This is a genomic window from Pseudomonas sp. NFACC43 (assembly GCF_900119645.1).
Lineage (GTDB): Bacteria > Pseudomonadota > Gammaproteobacteria > Pseudomonadales > Pseudomonadaceae > Aquipseudomonas.
In genome coordinates this window covers 24,156-43,425 of sequence record NZ_FPKK01000019.1, presented here as the reverse complement: position 1 = coordinate 43,425, position 19,270 = coordinate 24,156, and the positions used below count along the sequence as shown (strand labels likewise).

The 19,270-nt window shown below is 62.5% G+C and carries 16 protein-coding genes and 2 pseudogenes; 7 read left to right on the top strand and 11 right to left on the bottom strand.

The window, feature by feature from the left end; translation table 11 throughout:
- Nucleotides 1-21: 21 nt before the first annotated feature.
- Complete coding sequence (locus BT179_RS24020) at nucleotides 22-855, bottom strand: oxidoreductase (protein ID WP_072388657.1); 834 nt, start codon at nucleotides 853-855, stop codon at nucleotides 22-24.
- A 31-nt stretch (nucleotides 856-886) separates the two neighbouring features.
- Between BT179_RS24020 and BT179_RS26835 the strand changes: the two genes are divergently transcribed.
- The 4 genes from BT179_RS26835 (at nucleotide 887) to BT179_RS24005 (ending at nucleotide 5,080) form a co-directional block, all read left to right on the top strand.
- On the top strand, nucleotides 887-1,027 hold the full coding sequence (locus BT179_RS26835; protein ID WP_156682187.1) for a hypothetical protein: 141 nt from the start codon (nucleotides 887-889) through the stop codon (nucleotides 1,025-1,027).
- 54 nt (nucleotides 1,028-1,081) lie between these two features.
- Nucleotides 1,082-1,597 (top strand): sigma-70 family RNA polymerase sigma factor, encoded by a 516-nt coding sequence (locus tag BT179_RS24015; RefSeq protein WP_072388761.1) that lies wholly within the window; start codon nucleotides 1,082-1,084, stop codon nucleotides 1,595-1,597.
- Complete coding sequence (locus BT179_RS24010; RefSeq protein ID WP_072432052.1) at nucleotides 1,584-2,567, top strand: DUF4880 domain-containing protein; 984 nt, start codon at nucleotides 1,584-1,586, stop codon at nucleotides 2,565-2,567. Before BT179_RS24015 ends, BT179_RS24010 begins: the two co-directional genes overlap by 14 nt.
- Before the next feature lie 140 nt (nucleotides 2,568-2,707).
- On the top strand, nucleotides 2,708-5,080 hold the full coding sequence (locus BT179_RS24005) for a TonB-dependent siderophore receptor (RefSeq protein ID WP_072388661.1): 2,373 nt from the start codon (nucleotides 2,708-2,710) through the stop codon (nucleotides 5,078-5,080).
- 98 nt (nucleotides 5,081-5,178) lie between these two features.
- Here BT179_RS24005 and BT179_RS24000 read toward each other — a convergent pair whose 3' ends face one another.
- Together BT179_RS24000 and BT179_RS23995 are read right to left on the bottom strand one after the other, a co-directional pair.
- Nucleotides 5,179-6,687 carry a leucine-rich repeat domain-containing protein gene (locus BT179_RS24000; RefSeq protein ID WP_256343863.1) on the bottom strand — a complete coding sequence of 503 codons (1,509 nt, stop codon included), beginning with the start codon at nucleotides 6,685-6,687 and terminating at the stop codon, nucleotides 5,179-5,181.
- A 67-nt stretch (nucleotides 6,688-6,754) separates the two neighbouring features.
- Nucleotides 6,755-7,095: pseudogene (locus tag BT179_RS23995) on the bottom strand (DUF6124 family protein).
- Nucleotides 7,096-7,784: 689 nt separating this feature from the next.
- On the opposite strand from BT179_RS23995, the gene BT179_RS23990 reads away from it, so the two are divergent.
- On the top strand, nucleotides 7,785-9,704 hold the full coding sequence (locus BT179_RS23990) for a HAMP domain-containing methyl-accepting chemotaxis protein (RefSeq protein ID WP_072388665.1): 1,920 nt from the start codon (nucleotides 7,785-7,787) through the stop codon (nucleotides 9,702-9,704).
- A 79-nt stretch (nucleotides 9,705-9,783) separates the two neighbouring features.
- Here BT179_RS23990 and BT179_RS23985 read toward each other — a convergent pair.
- The 5 genes and pseudogenes from BT179_RS23985 to BT179_RS23965 form a co-directional block, all read right to left on the bottom strand.
- Nucleotides 9,784-10,032, bottom strand: a pseudogene (locus tag BT179_RS23985) (plasmid stabilization protein).
- A gap of 68 nt (nucleotides 10,033-10,100) precedes the next feature.
- Nucleotides 10,101-10,469, bottom strand: a complete 369-nt coding sequence (locus tag BT179_RS23980) for a glyoxalase superfamily protein (protein ID WP_072388667.1) — start codon at nucleotides 10,467-10,469, stop codon at nucleotides 10,101-10,103.
- 123 nt (nucleotides 10,470-10,592) lie between these two features.
- Complete coding sequence (locus BT179_RS23975) at nucleotides 10,593-12,065, bottom strand: N-acyl-D-amino-acid deacylase family protein (protein ID WP_072432053.1); 1,473 nt, start codon at nucleotides 12,063-12,065, stop codon at nucleotides 10,593-10,595.
- Nucleotide 12,066: 1 nt separating this feature from the next.
- Nucleotides 12,067-12,927, bottom strand: a complete 861-nt coding sequence (locus BT179_RS23970) for a MurR/RpiR family transcriptional regulator (protein ID WP_072388671.1) — start codon at nucleotides 12,925-12,927, stop codon at nucleotides 12,067-12,069.
- 82 nt (nucleotides 12,928-13,009) lie between these two features.
- The gene (locus BT179_RS23965) at nucleotides 13,010-14,359 is read right to left on the bottom strand and encodes a GntT/GntP/DsdX family permease (protein ID WP_072432054.1); all 1,350 of its coding nucleotides are present in this window, start codon (nucleotides 14,357-14,359) and stop codon (nucleotides 13,010-13,012) included.
- Between the two features lie 370 nt (nucleotides 14,360-14,729).
- On the opposite strand from BT179_RS23965, the gene BT179_RS23960 reads away from it, so the two are divergent.
- Nucleotides 14,730-16,175 (top strand): SulP family inorganic anion transporter, encoded by a 1,446-nt coding sequence (locus BT179_RS23960; RefSeq protein ID WP_072432055.1) that lies wholly within the window; start codon nucleotides 14,730-14,732, stop codon nucleotides 16,173-16,175.
- An 89-nt stretch (nucleotides 16,176-16,264) separates the two neighbouring features.
- Here the strand turns inward: BT179_RS23960 and BT179_RS23955 are convergent, their stop codons facing one another.
- Both BT179_RS23955 and BT179_RS23950 read right to left on the bottom strand, forming a co-directional pair.
- The gene (locus tag BT179_RS23955; RefSeq protein ID WP_072432056.1) at nucleotides 16,265-17,167 is read right to left on the bottom strand and encodes a LysR family transcriptional regulator; all 903 of its coding nucleotides are present in this window, start codon (nucleotides 17,165-17,167) and stop codon (nucleotides 16,265-16,267) included.
- Between the two features lie 86 nt (nucleotides 17,168-17,253).
- Entirely contained in the window at nucleotides 17,254-17,844 is a 591-nt protein-coding gene (locus BT179_RS23950; RefSeq protein ID WP_072388679.1) for an NADPH:quinone oxidoreductase MdaB, read from the bottom strand.
- Between the two features lie 197 nt (nucleotides 17,845-18,041).
- Here BT179_RS23950 and BT179_RS23945 point away from each other — a divergent pair, with 197 nt between their 5' ends.
- Nucleotides 18,042-18,356: a putative quinol monooxygenase gene (locus BT179_RS23945; RefSeq protein ID WP_072388681.1), complete on the top strand. Its 315-nt coding sequence runs from the start codon at nucleotides 18,042-18,044 to the stop codon at nucleotides 18,354-18,356.
- Here the strand turns inward: BT179_RS23945 and BT179_RS23940 are convergent.
- On the bottom strand, nucleotides 18,346-19,110 hold the full coding sequence (locus tag BT179_RS23940; RefSeq protein ID WP_072388683.1) for a sulfite exporter TauE/SafE family protein: 765 nt from the start codon (nucleotides 19,108-19,110) through the stop codon (nucleotides 18,346-18,348). The genes BT179_RS23945 and BT179_RS23940 overlap by 11 nt on opposite strands.
- Between the last annotated feature and the right edge of the window lie 160 nt (nucleotides 19,111-19,270).

Sequence of the window (19,270 nt, the reverse complement as noted above, 5' to 3'; positions counted from 1 at the left end):
GGGTGTCCTCTTGCTTGGCGCTCAACCGTCGGTGGAACGGCTCAGTGTTTCCCATTGATCGATCTCGCGGGCGGTGCGGCTCAGTTTTTCGCGTACCAGGCTCAGTGCGTCACTGCCCAGCAGCAGGTGGGCCGGTGGCGTCGCGCTGGCGATCAGCTGCAGCATCGCCTGGGCGGCCTTGCGGGGGTCGCCGAGCTGCTTGCCGCTTTTCTCTTCCCGCGCTTTACGAACCGGGTCGAAGCTGGCGTCGTAGTCGGCAATGCTGCGCGGGGTACGTTGCATGGAGCGACCCGCCCAGTCGGTGCGAAACGAGCCGGGAGCCACCGCCGTGACGAAGATCCCGAACGGCAGCAACTCCTTGCTCAGCGTATCGGAGATCCCTTCCAGCGCAAACTTGCTCGCGCAGTAGTAAGAAATGCCCGGCATGGTGATGGTGCCCCCCATGGAGGTGATATTGAGGATATGACCGGCGCGGCGCTCGCGAAAATACGGCACGAACGCCTTGGTCACCGCCACCGCGCCGAACACATTGACGTCGAACTGGCGGCGCATCTCTTGCAACGGTGACTCTTCGAAGATCCCCTCGTGGCCATAACCGGCATTGTTCACCAGTACGTCCACCGGGCCATGACTGGCTTGTGTGGCGGCGACCACGCTGTCGATCCGGTCGAACTCAGTGACATCCAGGATGACCCCGCGGGCATGATCCGGCGCCAGTGCCTCGAAGGCCTGCAACGCCGCGTCACTGCGCACGGTGCCGATCACCCGGTGGCCCGCCGCAAGTGCCTCCCGCGCCAGGGCATTGCCCAGGCCACTGCTGACGCCGGTGATGAATAGGGTTTTCCTGCTGCTCATGGCGAGCCTCCGATAAGGTGGGGACGAGGCCATGGTATCGATGGGAAACCGCGGCACCTATGCCGGTTTGCCTTGCAGCCTTGCCTATTCCTATCAGGGCCGGACTGGCGTGACGGACGTCAATGCCCGGGCCGTTGACCTGGGCCGCTCGCGCACATTTGCCCTGGCGTGATCTGTCTGAATATAATGCGATTCATTATCAATTATGTCTGTTTCCGGGATGCTGATGCGCAGCAACGACACACTGGGCAATGCCGATCTCGCGCTGCTCTATAGCAGCCACCACTCCTGGTTGCACAGCTGGCTGAGCCGGCGCATCGGTTGCCGCGAAAGCGCTGCGGACCTGGCGCAGGACACCTTCGTACGGCTGCTCAAATCGCGTCAATTGAGTCCTTTGCGCGAACCCCGGGCTTATCTGAGCAGCATCGCACGTGGACTGATGATCGATCGGTATCGCCGTCGCGAACTCGAACGGGCCTACCTCGAAAGCCTTGCGCTGCTCCCTTCCCAGCAAATCCCGTCTGAAGAAGAACGGTTGCTGATTCTCGACAGCCTGGAACGGATAGACCGCCTGCTCGACCTGCTCAAGCCGAGGGTCCGCGAGGCATTCCTGCTGGCCCAGCTCGACGGCCTGACCTGCCAGCAAATAGCTGACAAGTTGTGCGTTTCCCGCTCTACGGTCGAACGCGACCTGGCCAAGGCCCTGCAACACTGCTATCGCTTGCGCTATGCCGAACAGTGAAGCCCGAGTGCCGGATCCGGCCGTGGTCGACCAGGCGATCCACTGGCTGGTGCGCCTGCGCTTCAATCCCGCCGATGAGCAGACCCAGCGCACTTTCGAGCACTGGTTGCAGCGGTGTCCGGAGCATTTGCTCGCGTGGCAGCGTGTGCAAGTCCTGGGCGACGATTTCGCGGGCATTCCCTCCGACCTGGCCCGGCATACCCTCAAGGGCAGCCGCTCGGGCATGCATCGGCGCAAGGCCCTGAGGCTGCTGGGTACCTTGGCCACCGTGGGTGGCGCGGCCTGGCTGGGCCGCGACTACACGCCGCTGCCGGCCATGCTTGCCCAGCAACACAGCAAGACCGGGGAGCGCAAGCGCTTCCAGCTCGATGATGGCAGCCTTGTCCAGCTCAACAGCGACAGCGCGGTCGACAGCTATTTCAACCCACAGCGGCGCCTGCTCGTGCTGCGGCGCGGCGAAATCATCGTGAACACTGGCGCGGACTCAGGCGCGGATTCACCGCGTCCGTTCTGGGTGCAGACACGGGACGGGATGATACGCACCCTGAATGCCCGGTTCCTGACGTACGAGCGTGACGACGGGACGCTCATCGCGGTGCAGAGCGGCACAGTCACCGTGTTTCCCGGGGCCAGCCAACCCGTTGCGGTCAACGACACCGTCCAGGCCGGAAGCCAGCGGCTGTTCACCTCGGATGGCGTTCGTGAGTTCAAGGATGACGGCCTGGATCTATGGAGCTGGAGCGACGGGGTGATCAGCGCACGCAATATGCGCCTCGGTGATTTCATCGGGGCCCTGTCGCGCTATCGCCCCGGCCTGTTGCGCTGCGCCGAAGAGGTCTCGGGCCTGCGCGTTTCCGGGACCTTTCAGCTTGCCGACACCGATCAGGTACTGGCATTGGTGGCGCAGTCACTGCACTTACAAATCGAATATCGAACCCAATACTGGGTGACGTTGAGCGCCGCCAGCTAGGCCCTGTCTGAAAAGACTGAGTGTTTTTTTGTCGCACAAAAATATCAAATAAAAATGAGGTGATTTCTCATTCTCGTTCGGCATGTAAGAAAGGCCGAAATACAGGCCTATCTGCCGATTCCCTTTAACGGAGCGAGTAAATGAGTTCGTCCCCGGTTCCACAGCGTCATCTACTGAATCGTGCCTTACAGGGTGCGGTCCTCGGCGTCATCGTGAGCAGCTACGCGCTACCGTCCATGGCGCAGACTTCGACCGTCGACCAGGCCCAACAGGTTCATCAGTGGAACATCCCGGCCGGCCCGTTGGCACCAGCGCTCGACCGCTTCGCGCGCGAGGCTGGCATCAGCCTTTCCTTCGATGCGTCAAGCGTGGCGAACCGCAATACCCAAGGCGTGAGCGGCACGCTCGATACATCCACGGCCCTATCGTCGTTGTTGCAGGGGAGCGACATCGAGATACAGCAGCAAGGTCCGAACGCCTACTTGCTGACGCCACAAGCCAAGGCGGACGGCGACCTCGAGGCCTTCCGCCTGGCGCCCATCCTCGTCAACGCCAAGGCCAGGGTCGATGGCACCGAAGACGCCAATTCCGTGGTCGCCCAGGAACTCTGGGTTGGCGGCAAGGTGGCCACCAGCATCCTCAACACGCCCGCCTCGGTGTCCGTGGTGACCGACAAGGAAATGAAGCAACGCAGCGTCAGCACCACGGAAGAACTCCTGCAATACACGCCGGGGGTCATTACCGACTATTACGGCACCGACGACCGCAACGATTACTTCCAGATCCGCGGCTTTCAAGCCACGACCTATCGGGATGGCCTGACCCTGGGTTCGATGCGCGGTGTGCGCGAGGAGCCATTCGCCTATGAGCGCGTCGAGGTGATACGCGGGGCCAACTCCACACTGTTCGGCCCGGCCGACCCGGGCGGCTCGGTGAACTTTGTGAGCAAGAAGCCCCGCTTCGACAAGTTCGGCCAGGGCTACGTCACCTACGGTTCTTTCGACCATGTCGAATCCGGCATCGATGTCGGGGACTCGCTGAACGAAGAGCAAACCCTGGCCGGTCGCTTCACGGCAAAGATGCAAGACAGTGACCGCGAGTACGACCATTCGCAGGACGACAACAAGTTCCTGATGGGCGGCCTGACCTGGGCCCCCACGGAGTTCACCTCGGCGTCCGTGATCGTGGACTACCTCAAGACTCAAAGCTCGCCCAACAGCGGCGGTTATCCGCTGGACAAGGAATACGATCGCGACAAGTTCTACGGCGAGCCCAGCTACAACTTCCACGATGTGGAACGCACCAATATCAGCGGCACGTTCAGCCATGATTTCGACAATGGGTTCGTGCTGCGCAGCAACCTGCGCTACAGCGAACTGACCGATGATTTCGGCTATGTGTTCCTCAGCGACTCCCCTACCCGCACCGGCACCACCGTCCCGCGCTATATCTTCGGCACCGACAGCGATGCCGAGCAACTGAACGGCAACCTGATGCTGCAATACGATGCCCGCTTCGAGAATATCGACAGCAGCACGCTGGTGGGTGTGGAGTATGGCGACTCCTCGACCGAGGAACGCTCGGTGTATGCCCCGACAGGATCCATCGACCTGGCCAACCCGGTATTCACCGGCGTGCCAGGCGGTGTGGCGCCCTACAGCAATAACAAGCTCGATACTGAAACCAAGGCCGTGTTCCTGCAGCAGAACCTGTCCTTCTATGAGCGCTTTATCGTCACTGCCGGTGTGCGCAACGACTCGCTGGATCTCTCCAATACCGACATCAACAACGTAAAAGAGTCGGATAACTTCTCGGAAACGTCCTATCGCGGCGCACTGACCTATATCGTCAACGACGAAGTGTCCACCTACGTCAGCATGGTGGAATCGGTCTCGCCGCCCACCGTCGGCGTCGTTCCGAAGACGGGCAGGCAATACGAAGTGGGTGTGAAATATGCGCCCATGGGCATGGACGCGCTGTTCTCGGCGGCCGTTTACGACCTGACCCAGGAAAATGTCAGCATCGCCGTCGTACTGCCCAGCGGTGTGATCGAACAACAGACCGTCGGCGAATCGCGCGTGCGCGGCCTGGACCTGGAAGCCAAGGCCGAGTTGACCTCCAACCTGAGCCTGGTGGGTGGCTATTCCTACATGGAGTCCGAAGTCATTCGCGGGACCTTGTACGACGGAAGTTCGCTCAAAGGGAATGAGTTCGCCACGGCGCCGAAACACTCCGCCTCGCTGTGGACCTACTACAACGTACCCAACACCGATGTCAGCGTCGGCCTGGGTGCACGGTATGTCGGTTCCTACTACTTCGATGCGGCCAACACCGGAACCAGCGATGGCACGACGCTCTTCGATGCGGCCTTCAACTACAACCTCTTTAAAGGCACAGACCTGGCGATCAACGTCAGCAACCTGCTGGATGAGCAACATGTGGTTGGCTCAGGTACCGCGAACTACTACAACCCGGGCCGCGAAATCACCGCAAAGCTGAGCTACAACTGGTAAAAAAACTGGCCGTTCATGAGCGCCCCCGGGCTGTGCAAGCAAGCCTGCTCCACAGCCCGGGGGCGATTTCCATCAGGACGAAACTAGCGCGGCGAGCATCAAATGCCCGGGCCGATGACATGAGCCGGCAGCCTGGCCAGGCGGTCCCATCCACCCGCGCAGATCTGCGAGCCATTGCGCAACGACAACCTCTCCAGTGGCAAGCGCTCCAGCACCGGCACCATGGCTGACGTGAGCCGCGATTCCCCCGGACCCGCTTCGAGCGTCAGGTCCCGCAATGGCAGCCCGGCAAGGTGGGCGACGCCGGCATCGGTCAGCCAGGGGCTTTCATACAAGCCCAGGCGTTGCAGTGGCAAATCACGCAGACACGCCAGATCACCATCGCGCAGGTCCAGGCCGCTGATTTCCAGTTGCTCCAACGGCAGGCCCATTTCGCACAGCTTGCGCAACGTCTTGCCATCAACCCCTTGGCAGAAACTCAGATCCAGCCGCTTCAGCGGCAGACCGGCCAGTTGTTTCAGTTCCTTCCAGGAAACATCGTTCAACGAGAGGTCCAGCGCTTCCAGTTCCAGCCCCTCCAGGTCCCGCAACGTCTGCTTGTCGATACCTTGCACGTCGCTGAGCCCCAACCGCTTCAAGGGGAACGCGTGCAGCACGTCGAGCCGCTCAATGATTTGTCGAGAGGCCTTGAGGTCCAGGTCCGCCAAGGGCATGCCTTCTAGTAGCTCAAGGTCGTCCTCGCACAGATACGAAGACTGCAGCGATAGCCGCTCGATCGGAAGATCCCGAATGGCGTTGAACGTGGCATCGGATGCATGACAATCATCGAGACTCAGAGAACGCAACGCGGTTAAACCCGAGAGCCAGGCAGGATCCTCCAGGATCTTGCTGTTCCAGCCCAGCGACAGCTGTTCGAGGGGATGGCTGCACAGATGCGCCGCCCCACGGGCGGTCAGTTGCCCGACACGCTCCAACGAAAGCGAGCGCAACTGGAGTGGCGAAAGCCCCAGCAGACCGTCGTCGGTCAATTCATCACAACGGTTCAACGACAACGCTTGCAGCCTGCTTTTGCTGCCCAGTTGCCTGAGGAAACGGTCGTCGAAATCTTCGCCGTAAGTTTCCAGTTCCAGTCGGCGCAAGCGCTCAAGGGAAGGGAGACTGGTGAGGTCATCGTCGCGGGAAAAACCGCTGATCTCCAAAGCCTCGAGGGCGACATCCGGCAGACGTCGCCAAAGTGCCTGATCGCAGCTGAACCTCGGGCTGCCAAGCACCAACGAACGCAGCGGCAACCCGGCCAAGGCGTCGAGCCACTGCGGCTCGGCGTTTTCCAGCGCCAGATGATCGACCGGCAACCCGCGAAGCTGCGGCAACAACGGTGCCGACCGATTCCTGTGTACCTTGACGTCCAACTCGGCTACCACGGCCATGGCGGCCGGATCGTACAGGCCAGCGGCGACGCGCACACCGTCCAGCGAAGCCTCGCCGGTGTCGAGCAGGTCGCGGTAAAGCGAAACCCGCGTGGCGATGTCATCCGGTGCGCCAGCGAGTCGAGCCATCAGGGCGTTGCGGTTGGAAGTCGGCACGGTCCAGGAATCCGAAGGTAACATGCGGCGTATGCTGCCGCAAAAAAGGGGTTTGATCGACACCCGTCGATCAAACCCGAACACCTTCGTTTTACCTGGGATCGACCACGTCCAGCGCCCGGTTCGCCAGGAGCTGGCCCAGTTCAATCAATTGTTGCAGGCTCAACGCAAAATGCCGCCGGGAACCGTCCAGCTCGAACGCAGGTCACCGGCCATGACATTGGCGCAGGCCAGGGTTTCGCTGAGGTTGGCCAACAGGCTCTCTGCATCCACGCCTTGGACAATAGTGAACAGTTGGCCTGGGGCAGGTTGCTTGTCGGGCGGATTGGGTTTGGGGTTCAGGTAGGAATCGATAACGCGTTCGGCGTTGGCATCGGCGGCGATGTCCAGGTGCAGCGGTGGGACGGGTGGGTCTGGGATGAGTTTGTCCATGGGTACTCCTAACGTAGGTGGGAGCCGCCACGTTCGCTGCTAAACGAGGGGGTGGCAGCCGCGCGCAGGTTAGCAGACCGGTACGTTAGGAAACCGGCGCACCCGAGGATGCCCTGCGCACAGCCGCCATAAGCATTCAGGCAATAACGATGCCTGCACCATGGGATTGCCATGCGCCTAACGTGACTTCCGAGCCGCTAAACCCGACCACTGAATGGGCAGCGGTGGACAGAGACTAGGCACCGGAAACGGCAGGCGCAAGGGGTTGGGATTTTCTAGGAAATGTCCTGCAAGTCAATGGGAAAGGTCCCGGTACAAAGTGTTTCGTCCTGTGTGCTTCCACCATGTGCGCGGTGTATCGAGGTAGACGAAACCACCTGACGCGACGCCGGCACCACATAAACTATTCTTCACCCCAGCCCCCAGGTTTACGAGGTAAAGTCCCTTCGCTCATTCAAGAAACTAAGGTTTTAGCCCGCTCCCCGCGGGCTTTTTTTTGTCTGAAATTCCATTCCTCGACCGCCTCTGTCGCCACGCCGGGACGAGCGGCGAAATGCCGACGCCAAAAAAATTTTTCAGATCTCGACGCTGCCGCCGATACAGCCCTGTTCACTTTTTTTGCTGGCTTAACAACAACAATCTTCCAGCCAACCGACGATCAAGCAGCACAACGTTCCTGGAGGAATTTGATGAATAGCTGGTTTGGCAACATTAGCGTCAACATGAAACTGGGCCTGGGGTTCGGCCTGGTATTGGTCCTGACCGGTATCCTGGCCTTGACCAGCTGGACCAGCCTGGGCGGGCTCATCCAGCGCAGCAACTGGATGAGCGACATCACCCAGCTCAATGCCGGGCTGACCAAGCTTCGCGTCACACGCCTGCAGTACATGCTGACCAACGGCGACGAGACCGCCGCCCAGAGCGTACAGACTGCCCTCGATGGGTTCCTGGCGCAGCAGAACGCCCTGCTCGCCAGCTTCAAGAGCCCCGAGAACGTCAGGCTGCTCAAGGAGCAGAACGCAACCATCAACGCCTATCAAGGCTCCCTGAACAAGATGCGCAGTGCCTACCGCACCGGTAACACGGCCCGTGAAGTCATGTCGGCCAACGCCGAGACCGCCTACAAACTGATCGAGGCGATCAACACCGACGTCCAGCACATGGCCCTGAGCGACGAGCGCTTCGAGCAGTTCCAGGCCATCACCCAGGCCAAGCAGGCATTCATGCTGGCCCGCTACGAAGTGCGCGGCTATACCGCCAACAGCAACGCCGACACCGAGCAAAAAGCCCTCAACCAACTGGACACGGCCATTGCCGCCCTCAAGCCGCTGAACCTGCATTTCGCCAGCACCCGCCAAGATGAGCTGCGCCAGCTGGAAAGCGCCCTGGCCCAATACCGCGGCGCGGTACAGGCCTTCAAACTGGCCAACGCCGATGTGGTGCAGGCGCGCAAGGAAATGACCGAGCAAGGCGCCACCATCGTCAGCCTGAGCGAGCAGCTGTACCAGATCCAGCTCGACCGCCGCGACGCCGAAAGCGCCCAGGCCCGCACCCTGCAACTGGTCAGCACCCTGCTGGCCTTGCTGGTGGGCATCATCGCCGCCGTGGTCATCACCCGGCAGATCACCCGCCCACTGAGCGAAACCCTGACGGTGGTCGAGCGCATCGCCAACGGCGACCTGTCCCACACCATCGTCGTCACCCGTCGCGATGAGCTGGGCGTGCTGCAACAAGGCATCGCTCGCATGGGCGTGACATTGCGCGACCTGATCAGCGGCATCCGCGATGGCGTGACCCAGATCGCCAGCGCCGCCGAGCAGTTGTCCGCCGTCACCGAGCAGACCAGCGCCGGGGTCAACAACCAGAAGGTGGAGACCGACCAGGTGGCGACCGCCATGCACGAAATGACCGCCACGGTCCAGGAAGTGGCGCGCAACGCCGAGGAAGCTTCCCAGGCCGCCGCTGCCGCCGACGGCGAAGCCCGTGCCGGCGACCAGGTGGTCAACGAAGCCATCGCCCAGATCGAGCGCCTGGCCAGCGAGGTGGTACGTTCCACCGACGCCATGACCATGCTGCAACAGGAAAGCGACAAGATCGGCAGCGTCATGGACGTGATCAAGTCGGTGGCCGAGCAGACCAACCTGCTGGCCCTCAACGCCGCGATCGAAGCCGCACGGGCCGGTGAAGCCGGTCGCGGCTTCGCGGTGGTGGCCGATGAAGTGCGAGGCCTGGCCCAGCGCACGCAGAAATCCACCGAGGAAATCGAAGGCCTGGTGGCCGGCCTGCAGAACGGCACCCAGCAAGTGGCGGCCGTGATGAACAACAGCCGCAGCCTCACCGACAGCAGCGTGGCCCTGACCCGCAAGGCGGGCGCGTCCCTGGAAAACATCACCCGCACGGTGTCAAACATCCAGTCCATGAACCAGCAGATTGCCGCGGCGGCCGAACAGCAAAGTGCCGTGGCCGAGGAAATCAGCCGCAGCATCATCAACGTGCGCGACGTGTCCGAACAGACCGCCGCCGCCAGCGAGGAAACCGCCGCTTCCAGTGTCGAGCTGGCGCGGTTGGGTAATCAGTTGCAGATGATGGTGAGCCACTTCCGGGTCTGATCCCGGCAAGCGCCCGTTTACCCAAGGGAACGGGCGCTTCTCTGAAGGAGTGGTTCAGGCGTTCCAGGGATCGATGACCTCAAGACCTGGGAAATTGAAGTTCCTGGTATGACGAGTGGCTGCGCGCAGGCAACGGCAACTCAACGCCCTCAGCGCACCGAATCCATTACGGATACGGCTGCCCAGCCCACCCGCAGCGCTCACCGGCGCCAGTGCGCCCCAGGATCAAACCGGCCTCTTGCTCCATGGAGCGGCCGTTGTGGGCCGCAGCCAGGCGCAACTGTTCCTTGACCTTGTCATCGAGGTTACGAATCGTGATGCTGGCCATTTCACTTCGGCAATCAATGAAATCATTGATTGCCGGCCAGGCCATCGCCAGCCGACTTGTCCAGACCTCTACACACTGATCCCGTTGGTGAAGACCAGCCGGTTGCCGAACGGATCGACCACCGCCATGTCCTGGGTGCCCCACGGCATGGCCTGGATGTGTGGACGGGCGAAAGGGTATTGCTTGGCCAGCAGTTGTGCCTGGAAGGCTTCCAGTTCGTCGGTCTCGATGCGCAGCGCCGAGCCCGGCGTGCAATCGCCGTGGTGTTCGGACAGATGCAGCACGCATTCGCCGCGCGACACTTGCAGGTACAGCGGGAAGTCATCCCCGAAGCGGTGCTGCCAGTCGACGGTAAAGCCCAGGAAGTCGACATAGAATGCCAACGCCTTGGTTTCATCGAAGATCCGCAGGATCGGGGTGGTTTTACCAAAGCTCATGGGGCGCTCCCTGGCTGAAAAGACCCAGTGTAGATGGGTTGACCCTAGTGCTTCGGCCTCGGCCCCGGCTTCTTTAGTGTCGTAGTGCCATTATTGTGACGCCAATCAAACATTATCGGCCGTCTACACGCCATTCCATGGGCCGAAACCCTGGCGCAGATCGCCCTCGCGCGCCAGGAAGCGCCCCTGGCGACGCCCGTTTGCCTGCCCTTGGCGATAACTCAGGACACCGTTGACCCACACGCCATCGATTCCTTGCGCGGCCCGTTGCGGTTCGTTGAAATCGGCGACGTCACGAACGGTTCTTGGATCGAACAACACCAGGTCCGCCCAATATCCCTCGCCAATGACGCCACGCTCCTTCAGGCCGAAGCGCGCCGCTGAAAGGCCGGTCATCTTGTGCACGGCGGTGTGCAGGGGAAACAGCCCGACGTCGCGGCTGAAATGCCCCAATACCCGTGGGAAAGCGCCCCACAGGCGCGGATGAGGAAACGGGTCCTCGGGTAGCCCGTCGGAGCCGATCATGGACAGCGGATGGGCAAGGATGCGGCGCACATCGTCTTCATCCATGCCGTAGTACACCGCGCCGGCCGGTTGCAGGCGACGGGCCGCCTCCAGCAGCGAAACGCTCCACTCGGCGGCGATGCCCGCCAGGTCGCGCCCGCCCATGTGCGGATAGGGCGTCGACCAGGTGATGGTGATGGGGTGGGCATCGGTCACTTGCTTGAGGTCCAGGGTCGAGGAGCTGGCGGCGTAGGGATAACAGTCACACCCGACCGGATGAGCAGCGGCGGCGTTTTCCAGCGCGGTGAGCACCTGCGCACTACGCCCCCAGTTACCGGCGCCGGCACATTTGAGATGGGAAATGATCACCGGACTCTTCGCATGCCGGCCGATCCGGAAAGCTTCGTCCATGGCTTCGAGCACCGGCTCGAATTCGCTGCGCAAGTGCGTGGTGTAGACCGCACCGAACGCGTTCAGCTCTTCGGCCAGTTGCATGACTTCATCGGTGGAGGCGGCGAACGCGTTGGCGTAGGCCAGGCCGGTGGACAAGCCAAGCGCGCCGGCCTGCAGGCTTTCGCGCAATTGCTGGCGCATGGCGGTGATCTCTTGCGCGCTGGCGGTGCGCAACAGGTCGTCCAGATGGTTGCTGCGCAGTGCCGTGTGCCCCACCAGTGCCGCCACGTTGACCGCTGGCATGGCCGATTCCACCGCTGCGCGGTAATCACCGAAGCTCGGATAGCAAAACGCCGCGGCGGTGCCCAGCAGGTTCATCGGGTCCGGCGGATCGCCGCGCAAGCTGACCGGCGCGGCGCTGATGCCGCAATTGCCGACGATGACCGTGGTCACGCCCTGGCTGAGCTTGGGCAGCATGTGCGGCTGGCGGATGACCACGGTGTCGTCGTGGGTGTGGACATCGATGAACCCCGGCGCCAGCACGCGGCCGGCGGCGTCCAGCTCCTCGATGGCCTGTGCGTCGGACAACGCACCGATGCGTTCGATGCGACCGGCGCGAATCGCCACATCGGCGTGGTAGCCGGGGGTGTCGCTGCCGTCGATGACCAGCGCATCGCGGATGAGTGTGTCGTACAGCATGTCAGTCTCCCAGGGGCAGATCGTCGTCGCCGCCACGGTAATCGTCGAGGGCGAGCTTGACCCGCCGCAAACGCTCTTGATTGTCTTCGGGATGAGCCAGGGCCAACTCGGTGGCAAGCACGTCGATGGCCAGCAGCATGCCGTAGCGTGCGGCCGTGGGTTTGTAGATGAACGAGGTCTCGGCGCTTTGCAGGGGCAGCACCACGTCTGCCAGTTGCGCCAGGGGCGAGTCGGCGCGGGTGATGGCCAGGATCGCGGCACCGTAGCTGCGCGCCAGCTCGACGGCCGCCAGCAATTCCGGGGTGATGCCGGTGAGCGAACAGGCGATGACCAGGTGTTCGTCCCCAAGCGAGGTGGCCGTGATGCGCATCATCACCGGGTCGCGACACGCCGCAATCGGGTAGCCGAACCGCACCAGCCGCACCTGCAGTTCTTCGCTGCACAGTGCCGACCAGCCACCGAGCCCGAACGCATGGACCATCCGCGCCTTGCCCAGCAATCGCACGGCATCGGCAAAGCGCGACTCTTCGAAGGCCGACAGGTGCCGACGCAGGGTCGACTCGATATCGCCGACGATCTGCCCATAGAATGCCGACTGTTCGGGGGCGCCGGCCGGGTCGAGAAACCGGCTGCCGACCCCGCTGGCCTGGGCCAGCTGCAGGCGCAGGTCCCGCAGGTCGCGGCAACCGACAGTGCGGGCGAAGCGCGACAGCGTGGCGCTGCTGACCTCGGCGCGCTGGGCCAGTTCTTCCAGGCTGGCGGACGCGGCGAAGCCTACGTCATCGAGCATCAGACGGGCGATTCTTCCTTCGCCGGCGCTGAAGAAATCCTGCCGGGAGCGGATCTGGTAGAGGATGTCCATGACGACTCCTGTGTAGGCTCTGTACGAAAAGCCCTGATACTCATTCATGCTGCGTTGAAAACGGCCTCGCAATGCGCGGCGATCAGAGCAGGCGCGCAAGACCCAGTGTCAGGCCGAACGCGACCAGGGAGATGAGCGTTTCGAGCACCGTCCAGGTCTTGAAGGTCTGGGTGACGGTCATATTGAAGTATTCCTTGATCAGCCAGAAGCCACCGTCGTTGACGTGGGAAAAGATCACCGACCCGGCCCCGGTGGCCAGCACCAGCAGCTCGGGATGGGGATAACCCAGCCCGATCGCCACGGGTGCGACGATGCCCGAGGCGGTGGTCATCGCCACCGTGGCCGAACCGGTGGCGACGCGCATCAACGCGGCGAACAGCCAGCCCATCACCAGCGGCGACAACTGGAACGCCTGGGCCAGCCCGACAATCTGTTGAGTGACCCCGGCATCCACCAGGATCCGGTTCAAACCGCCACCGGCGCCCACTAGCAAGGTGATGCTGGCGGTCGGTGCCAGGCACTCATTGGTGAACTTCAGGATCGACTCACGGTTGAAGCCCTGGGCCAGGCCGAGTGTCCAGAAACTCAGTACCGTGGCCAGCAACAGGGCGATCACCGAGTTGCCGATGAACTGCAGGAACTGGTTGAAGCCACTGCCAGGTGTGGAGATCAGGTTGGCCCAGCCACCGATCAGCATCAGGATGACCGGCAGCAGGATGGTTCCCAGGGTGATGCCGAACCCCGGCAGGTTGGCGCGCGGCTCACGTTCGAGAAACTGCCGTTCCAGCGGGTTGTCGGCGGGCAACGAAATGCGTGGCACGATAAAGCGGGCATAGACCGGCCCGGCGATGATGGCCGTGGGAATGCCGATCAGGATCGCATACAGCAACGTCTGCCCTACCGAAGCCTGGAACGCCTGCACCGCCAGCATCGCCGCCGGATGGGGCGGGACCAGGGCATGCACCACCGAGAGCCCGGCCACCATCGGCAGGCCCACCATCAGGATCGACACGCCGGCACGACGGGCCACGGTGAAGGCAATGGGCACCAGCAACACGAACCCCACTTCGAAAAACAGCGGCAATCCCACCAGGAAGGCGATGCAGACCATCGCCCAGTGGGCGTTGCGCTCTCCGAACCGCTCGATCAGCGTCTGCGCCATACGCTCCGCGCCACCGGACTCGGCCATCATCTTGCCGAGCATGGTGCCCAGGGCCACCACCAGCGCGATATGTCCCAGTGTCTTGCCGACACCCGCCTCGTAGGCCCCCACTACCGCTGTCGGCGGCATGCCGGCCAATAGCGCCAGGCCGATGGACACCAGGGTAATCACGATGAACGGGTTCAGACGATAACGGGCGATCAGAACGATCAATGCAATGATGGCGATGGCGGCGTAGACCAACAGCCAATAACCGAAAGCAGGTGCCATGCGCTACTCCTCGAATGGGGTCACGTCGATGTGTTGTGAAACTCATAAATCATTTCAACGAGGAGTTTTCAAACTCACTGAAAGTAATTTTCGTGCACAGACAAGAAACGTCGCTGACGGACATCGCAACGCAGTCCTCATGAAAATCCCGCGCCGGACTTTCATGCAGAACCAGCCGTGTGTGGCAAGGGGATTCATCCCCTTGCCACACACGGCTGGCCGCCCCGCCCTCAATTCCGTACCATCCGCATCGGTCGATCGCTCCCACGCTCGCGCGTGGGATGCCGCCAGGGACGCTGCGCGTTCCGCTTCTACTGTTTTGCATCACGCCCGGTAGCCGAAGCTCGACCGGCGCCCACTCAGGTAATCCATGAAACCAGCACGTCTTCGCGCCGACATCCTCGCCGGCCTCACCACTTCTTTCGCTCTGCTTCCCGAATGCATCGCCTTCGCCCTGGTGGCTCATCTCAACCCGCTGATGGGGCTGTATGGCGCGTTCATTCTCTGCACGCTGACCGCGCTGTTCGGGGGGCGGCCGGGCATGGTGTCGGGGGCGGCGGGGTCGATGGCGGTGGTGATCGTCGCACTGGTGGTCCAGCACGGCGTTCAGTACCTGCTGGCCACGGTGCTGCTGGGCGGCTTGATCATGATGGCGTTCGGGCTGTTGCGGCTGGGCAAGCTGGTGCGCATGGTGCCGCATCCGGTGATGCTCGGTTTCGTCAACGGCCTGGCAATCGTCATCGCCCTGGCCCAGTTGGAGCATTTCAAGCGCGGCGAAACCTGGCTCAGCGGCGCCCCGCTGTACTGGATGATCGGCCTGGTGACGCTGACCATGGCGATCGTCTACCTGCTGCCACGCCTGATCCGCAGCGTGCCGCCGGCCCTGGTGGCGATCCTGGGTGTGGGGCTGGCGGTCTACCTGCTGGGCCTGCCCACCCGAACGCTGGGTGACATGGCGCACATCGCCGGCGGGCTGCCGGTCCTTGCGTGGCCGGACATTGCCTGGAACCTGGAAACCCTGCAGATCGTGCTGCCCTATGCGGTGATCATGGCGATGGTCGGCCTGCTGGAAACCCTGCTGACCCTGAACCTGACCGATGAAATCACCGAAAGCCGCGGTTATCCGGACCGCGAATGCGTGGCGCTGGGCGCGGCGAATATCGCGTCCGGCCTGTTTGGCGGCATGGGCGGTTGCGCCATGATCGGCCAGACGGTGATCAACCTCAGCTCTGGCGGTCGCGGCCGCTTGTCCGGGGTGGTGGCCGGGGTGATGGTGCTGCTGTTCGTGTTGTTCCTGTCGCCGTTGATCGAGCGCATTCCCCTGGCCGCACTGGTGGGGGTGATGTTCGTGGTGGCGCAACAGACCTTCGCCTGGGCCTCGCTGCGGGTGATCAACAAGGTGCCGAAGAACGATGTGCTGGTGATCGTCGCGGTGACGGTCATTACGGTCTTCACCGACCTGGCCGTCGCGGTGTTGTGCGGCATCATCATCGCGGCGCTCAATTTCGCCTGGCAACAGGCCCGCGAGCTGTACGCCGACACGTATCTGGAGGCGGACGGCAGCAAGCTCTATCGCCTGCATGGCACGTTGTTCTTCGCTTCGACGACACCGTTCCTCAATCAGTTCGACCCGGCCAACGATCCGGCCCAGGTGACGCTGGACTGCCGCCACTTGAGCTTCGTCGACTACTCGGCCATCGCCGCGCTGAAAACCCTGCGCGAGCGCTACGCCAAGGCCGGCAAGCATTTGCGGGTGTTCCATTTGTCCGAGCGTTGCAAACAGATGCTCAAGCGCGCGGGCGTGCACCACGACTGAGGCGCTGGCAAACCCGCCAAGGGCGCGACCCTTGCATTCAACGCCGTGTGGACTGATACGCCGCGATCACGGGCAGCAACGGTGCCAGGCTAAGGCCGCGAGGCGTAGTCGGCGAGCTTGCCCTGGATGAAATCCAGGAAACACTGGATCCGCAGCGCCAGCTGGGAGTTGCGGTAGTACACCGCGTTGATGGGCTGGCGGTATCCGCTGTTGGCCTGCGCCAACAGGACTTTCAATCGACCGGCCTGGATATCTTCCCGGGTCATGAAGTCTGACAGGCACGCGATGCCCTGCCCTTGCAGCGCCAGGTGGCGCACCGTCTCGCCGCTGGAGGCGCTGATGCTCGCCTGGATCGGCCAGCGATCACCATGGAGATGGCGCAGGGGCCATTGATTGAGGCCATCGTTCTGGGCGAAGCCCAACAGCGCGTGTTCCGCCAGTTCGGCAACGCTGGCCGGCGTGCCATGCCGCTCCAGATAACCAGGACTGGCGAGAATGTGCAGCGGGCTGCAACCCAGGGGCCGGGCATGCAGGGTCGAATCGGTGAGGGTGCCGATGCGGATGGCGATGTCCGTGCTCTGCTCCAGCAGATCGATGATCAGGTCGTTGCTGTTGAGCTCCAGCTGGATGTCCGGGTAGAGGCCGCGAAACTCCTCGATGTGCGGGACGATGGCGTGGAGCATGAACGGTGAAGCGGCGTTGATGCGCAGCCGTCCGGCCGGTTTTTTCTGGCGGGACGACAATCGCTCCTCCAGCGCCTCCATCTGGTCGAGGATGCCCTTGGCCTGCTCGAAGAAATACTTGCCCTCCTCCGTCAGGTCCATGCGGCGCGTGGTGCGGTTGATCAGGGTGGTGTCGAGCTTGGCCTCCAGGCGCGACAAGGTGCGGCTGACCGCCGAGGGCGTCTGCCCGACCTGCTCGGCGGCGGCGGAAATCGACCCGCATTCGATCACGCAGATGAACACCTGCAACTCATCGGATCTGGCTTTCACTTAGGCCCCTGTCGGCTGGTCGGTTCATGGCGAGGACATCGATCCCTCGCCACAGGATAGCAACGGGACACCGGACCAGGGCAAGGTCAGGCCTTCAGGCCGAACACTTCGCTCAGGTGCTGCTCATAACGCGCCATATCGGCTTCGATGTTCGGGCGTTTCATCACGTCCACGCACAGGAAGGTCGGCAGGCCGGTCATGCCCAGGAACTGGTTGGCCTTGTGGAAAGGGAAGTACACCGCGTCCACACCCTTGGCTTCGAAGAAGTCGGTCGGGTCGTCGAAGGCCTGCTGCGGCGCGTTCCAGGTCAGCGACAACATGTACTGCTTGCCGTGCAGCAGGCCACCGCTGCCGTATTTCTGGGAAGCATCGGAGCGAGTACGGCCGTCATTGGCGTAGAGGCTGCCATGGCCTTGGGTGAAGACTTCGTCGACGTACTTCTTGACGGTCCACGGTGCCCCCATCCACCAGCCCGGCATCTGGTAGATGATCACGTCGGCCCAGAGGAATTTGGCAACTTCCTCCTTGATGTCGTAGCCGCCATCGATGAACGTGGTCTTTACATCCAGGCCGCCACGGTCCAGCACGCTGAGCGCTGTCTCGTGGAGCGTCGCGTTGTAGCGACCGTCGGAATGCGCGAACTGTTTACCGCCATTGAGCAGCAGAACTTTTTTCATGGAGTCACCTCATCGGGTTCCACGGCGTACTGATTGGAAGTCGCCGGATGGAGAGTTGAAAAACGATGGCGGCAGAGTACCGATGAGCCTCGCGCGGAATAAGCACCGCAGCGGCAAAACTCATTTGACTTACAAGCACGAATCCGCGAGCGATTGTTGCCTTAAAATCCTGGGCACTGACCCTCCAGGAGCCTTCCATGAGCCAATTGCACGGTTTCATTCTTCACGCCAAGACTCGCCCGGAAAAAGCCGAAGCCTTCGAAGCGCTGTTCCGGGCCTATGTCGAACCAAGCCGCGCCGAGCCCGGCTGCATCGAATACCACATGCTGCGGGATCGGGAAGATCCGACGCTGTTTATCTTCTATGAGATCTGGGAATCCCAGGCCCACCTCGACGTGCACTCGAACCTGCCGCACATGAAGGCGTTTTTCGAGCACCGTATGGATTACCTTGAGCGCGACTTCGAGATCCGCCGGGTCGACATGCTCAGCCCGTCCTCGGCTAGCCGCTGACCAGCAAGTGGACGCCCAGCGCGCCCAGGCCGACGAAAAACACCCGCCGGAACAGCACGGCGCTGATCCGCCGACGCAAGGCCTGGCCCAGCCACATGCCCAACAGCGCCGGGGCCAGCGCCAGCACCGAAGCGCTCAACTCACCGCCGCCCAGGGCGCCGCGCCATAGCAGGCCGGCGGCCAGTGCGAGCGTCGAAACGGTAAAGGACAGCCCCAGCGCCTGCACCAGCTCATCCTTGCTCAAGCCCAGGGCTTGCAGGTAAGGCACCGCCGGAATCACGAACACACCGGTGGCGCAGGTGATGACACCGGTCAGCAATCCACAGAGCGGGCCAAGCCACGGCTCGATCCGCGGCGCCACCCGCAGTGTCGGCAGCATCAGCCCGCTCAATGCATACAGCAGCAACGCCCCGCCCAAGGCCCGGACCACCCAGGGCCCGCCCGACATTCCGATCCATAAGGACCCGAGGCCGGTGCCGAGAGAAATCGCTAGCAGAAGCGGCCATAAACGCCCGATCAAGGCGAGCAGATGGCCGCCGGACGCCAGTTGCCAGATATTGGTCAGCGTGGCCGGAATGATCAGCAACGTCGCAGCCTGCACCGGTGCCATAGCCAACCCGAGCAGGCCCATTGAAAGGGTCGGCAGGCCGAGGCCGATCACGCCCTTGACGGTGCCGGCCAGCAGGAAGGTGGCGATGACCAGCAACGACAGCGCCAGGCCCAGGTTCTGATAGAAAACGATGAGAGTGTCCATGGCGCTATCCTGGCCTGCGCACGCCGATTTGGAAATCTGCCATATACTGAGGCAGCCTCTTGCAGGACAAGAGGCAGAGAAGTTCACGCATCTGGCATTTTCGCGAGCAGGCTCGCTTCCACAGAGAAAAAGTGGATGCCCCTCACATGAGGCGCGCGCA

What these genes read in the sequence shown, in the direction of transcription:
- BT179_RS24020 (WP_072388657.1), bottom strand. Translation starts at nt 855, where the DNA reads ATGAGCAGCAGGAAAACCCTATTCATCACCGGCGTCAGCAGTGGCCTG.
- BT179_RS26835 (WP_156682187.1), top strand. Translation starts at nt 887, where the DNA reads ATGGTATCGATGGGAAACCGCGGCACCTATGCCGGTTTGCCTTGCAGC.
- BT179_RS24015 (WP_072388761.1), top strand. Translation starts at nt 1,082, where the DNA reads ATGCGCAGCAACGACACACTGGGCAATGCCGATCTCGCGCTGCTCTAT.
- BT179_RS24010 (WP_072432052.1), top strand. Translation starts at nt 1,584, where the DNA reads ATGCCGAACAGTGAAGCCCGAGTGCCGGATCCGGCCGTGGTCGACCAG.
- BT179_RS24005 (WP_072388661.1), top strand. Translation starts at nt 2,708, where the DNA reads ATGAGTTCGTCCCCGGTTCCACAGCGTCATCTACTGAATCGTGCCTTA.
- BT179_RS24000 (WP_256343863.1), bottom strand. Translation starts at nt 6,687, where the DNA reads ATGTTACCTTCGGATTCCTGGACCGTGCCGACTTCCAACCGCAACGCC.
- BT179_RS23990 (WP_072388665.1), top strand. Translation starts at nt 7,785, where the DNA reads ATGAATAGCTGGTTTGGCAACATTAGCGTCAACATGAAACTGGGCCTG.
- BT179_RS23980 (WP_072388667.1), bottom strand. Translation starts at nt 10,469, where the DNA reads ATGAGCTTTGGTAAAACCACCCCGATCCTGCGGATCTTCGATGAAACC.
- BT179_RS23975 (WP_072432053.1), bottom strand. Translation starts at nt 12,065, where the DNA reads ATGCTGTACGACACACTCATCCGCGATGCGCTGGTCATCGACGGCAGC.
- BT179_RS23970 (WP_072388671.1), bottom strand. Translation starts at nt 12,927, where the DNA reads ATGGACATCCTCTACCAGATCCGCTCCCGGCAGGATTTCTTCAGCGCC.
- BT179_RS23965 (WP_072432054.1), bottom strand. Translation starts at nt 14,359, where the DNA reads ATGGCACCTGCTTTCGGTTATTGGCTGTTGGTCTACGCCGCCATCGCC.
- BT179_RS23960 (WP_072432055.1), top strand. Translation starts at nt 14,730, where the DNA reads ATGAAACCAGCACGTCTTCGCGCCGACATCCTCGCCGGCCTCACCACT.
- BT179_RS23950 (WP_072388679.1), bottom strand. Translation starts at nt 17,844, where the DNA reads ATGAAAAAAGTTCTGCTGCTCAATGGCGGTAAACAGTTCGCGCATTCC.
- BT179_RS23945 (WP_072388681.1), top strand. Translation starts at nt 18,042, where the DNA reads ATGAGCCAATTGCACGGTTTCATTCTTCACGCCAAGACTCGCCCGGAA.
- BT179_RS23940 (WP_072388683.1), bottom strand. Translation starts at nt 19,110, where the DNA reads ATGGACACTCTCATCGTTTTCTATCAGAACCTGGGCCTGGCGCTGTCG.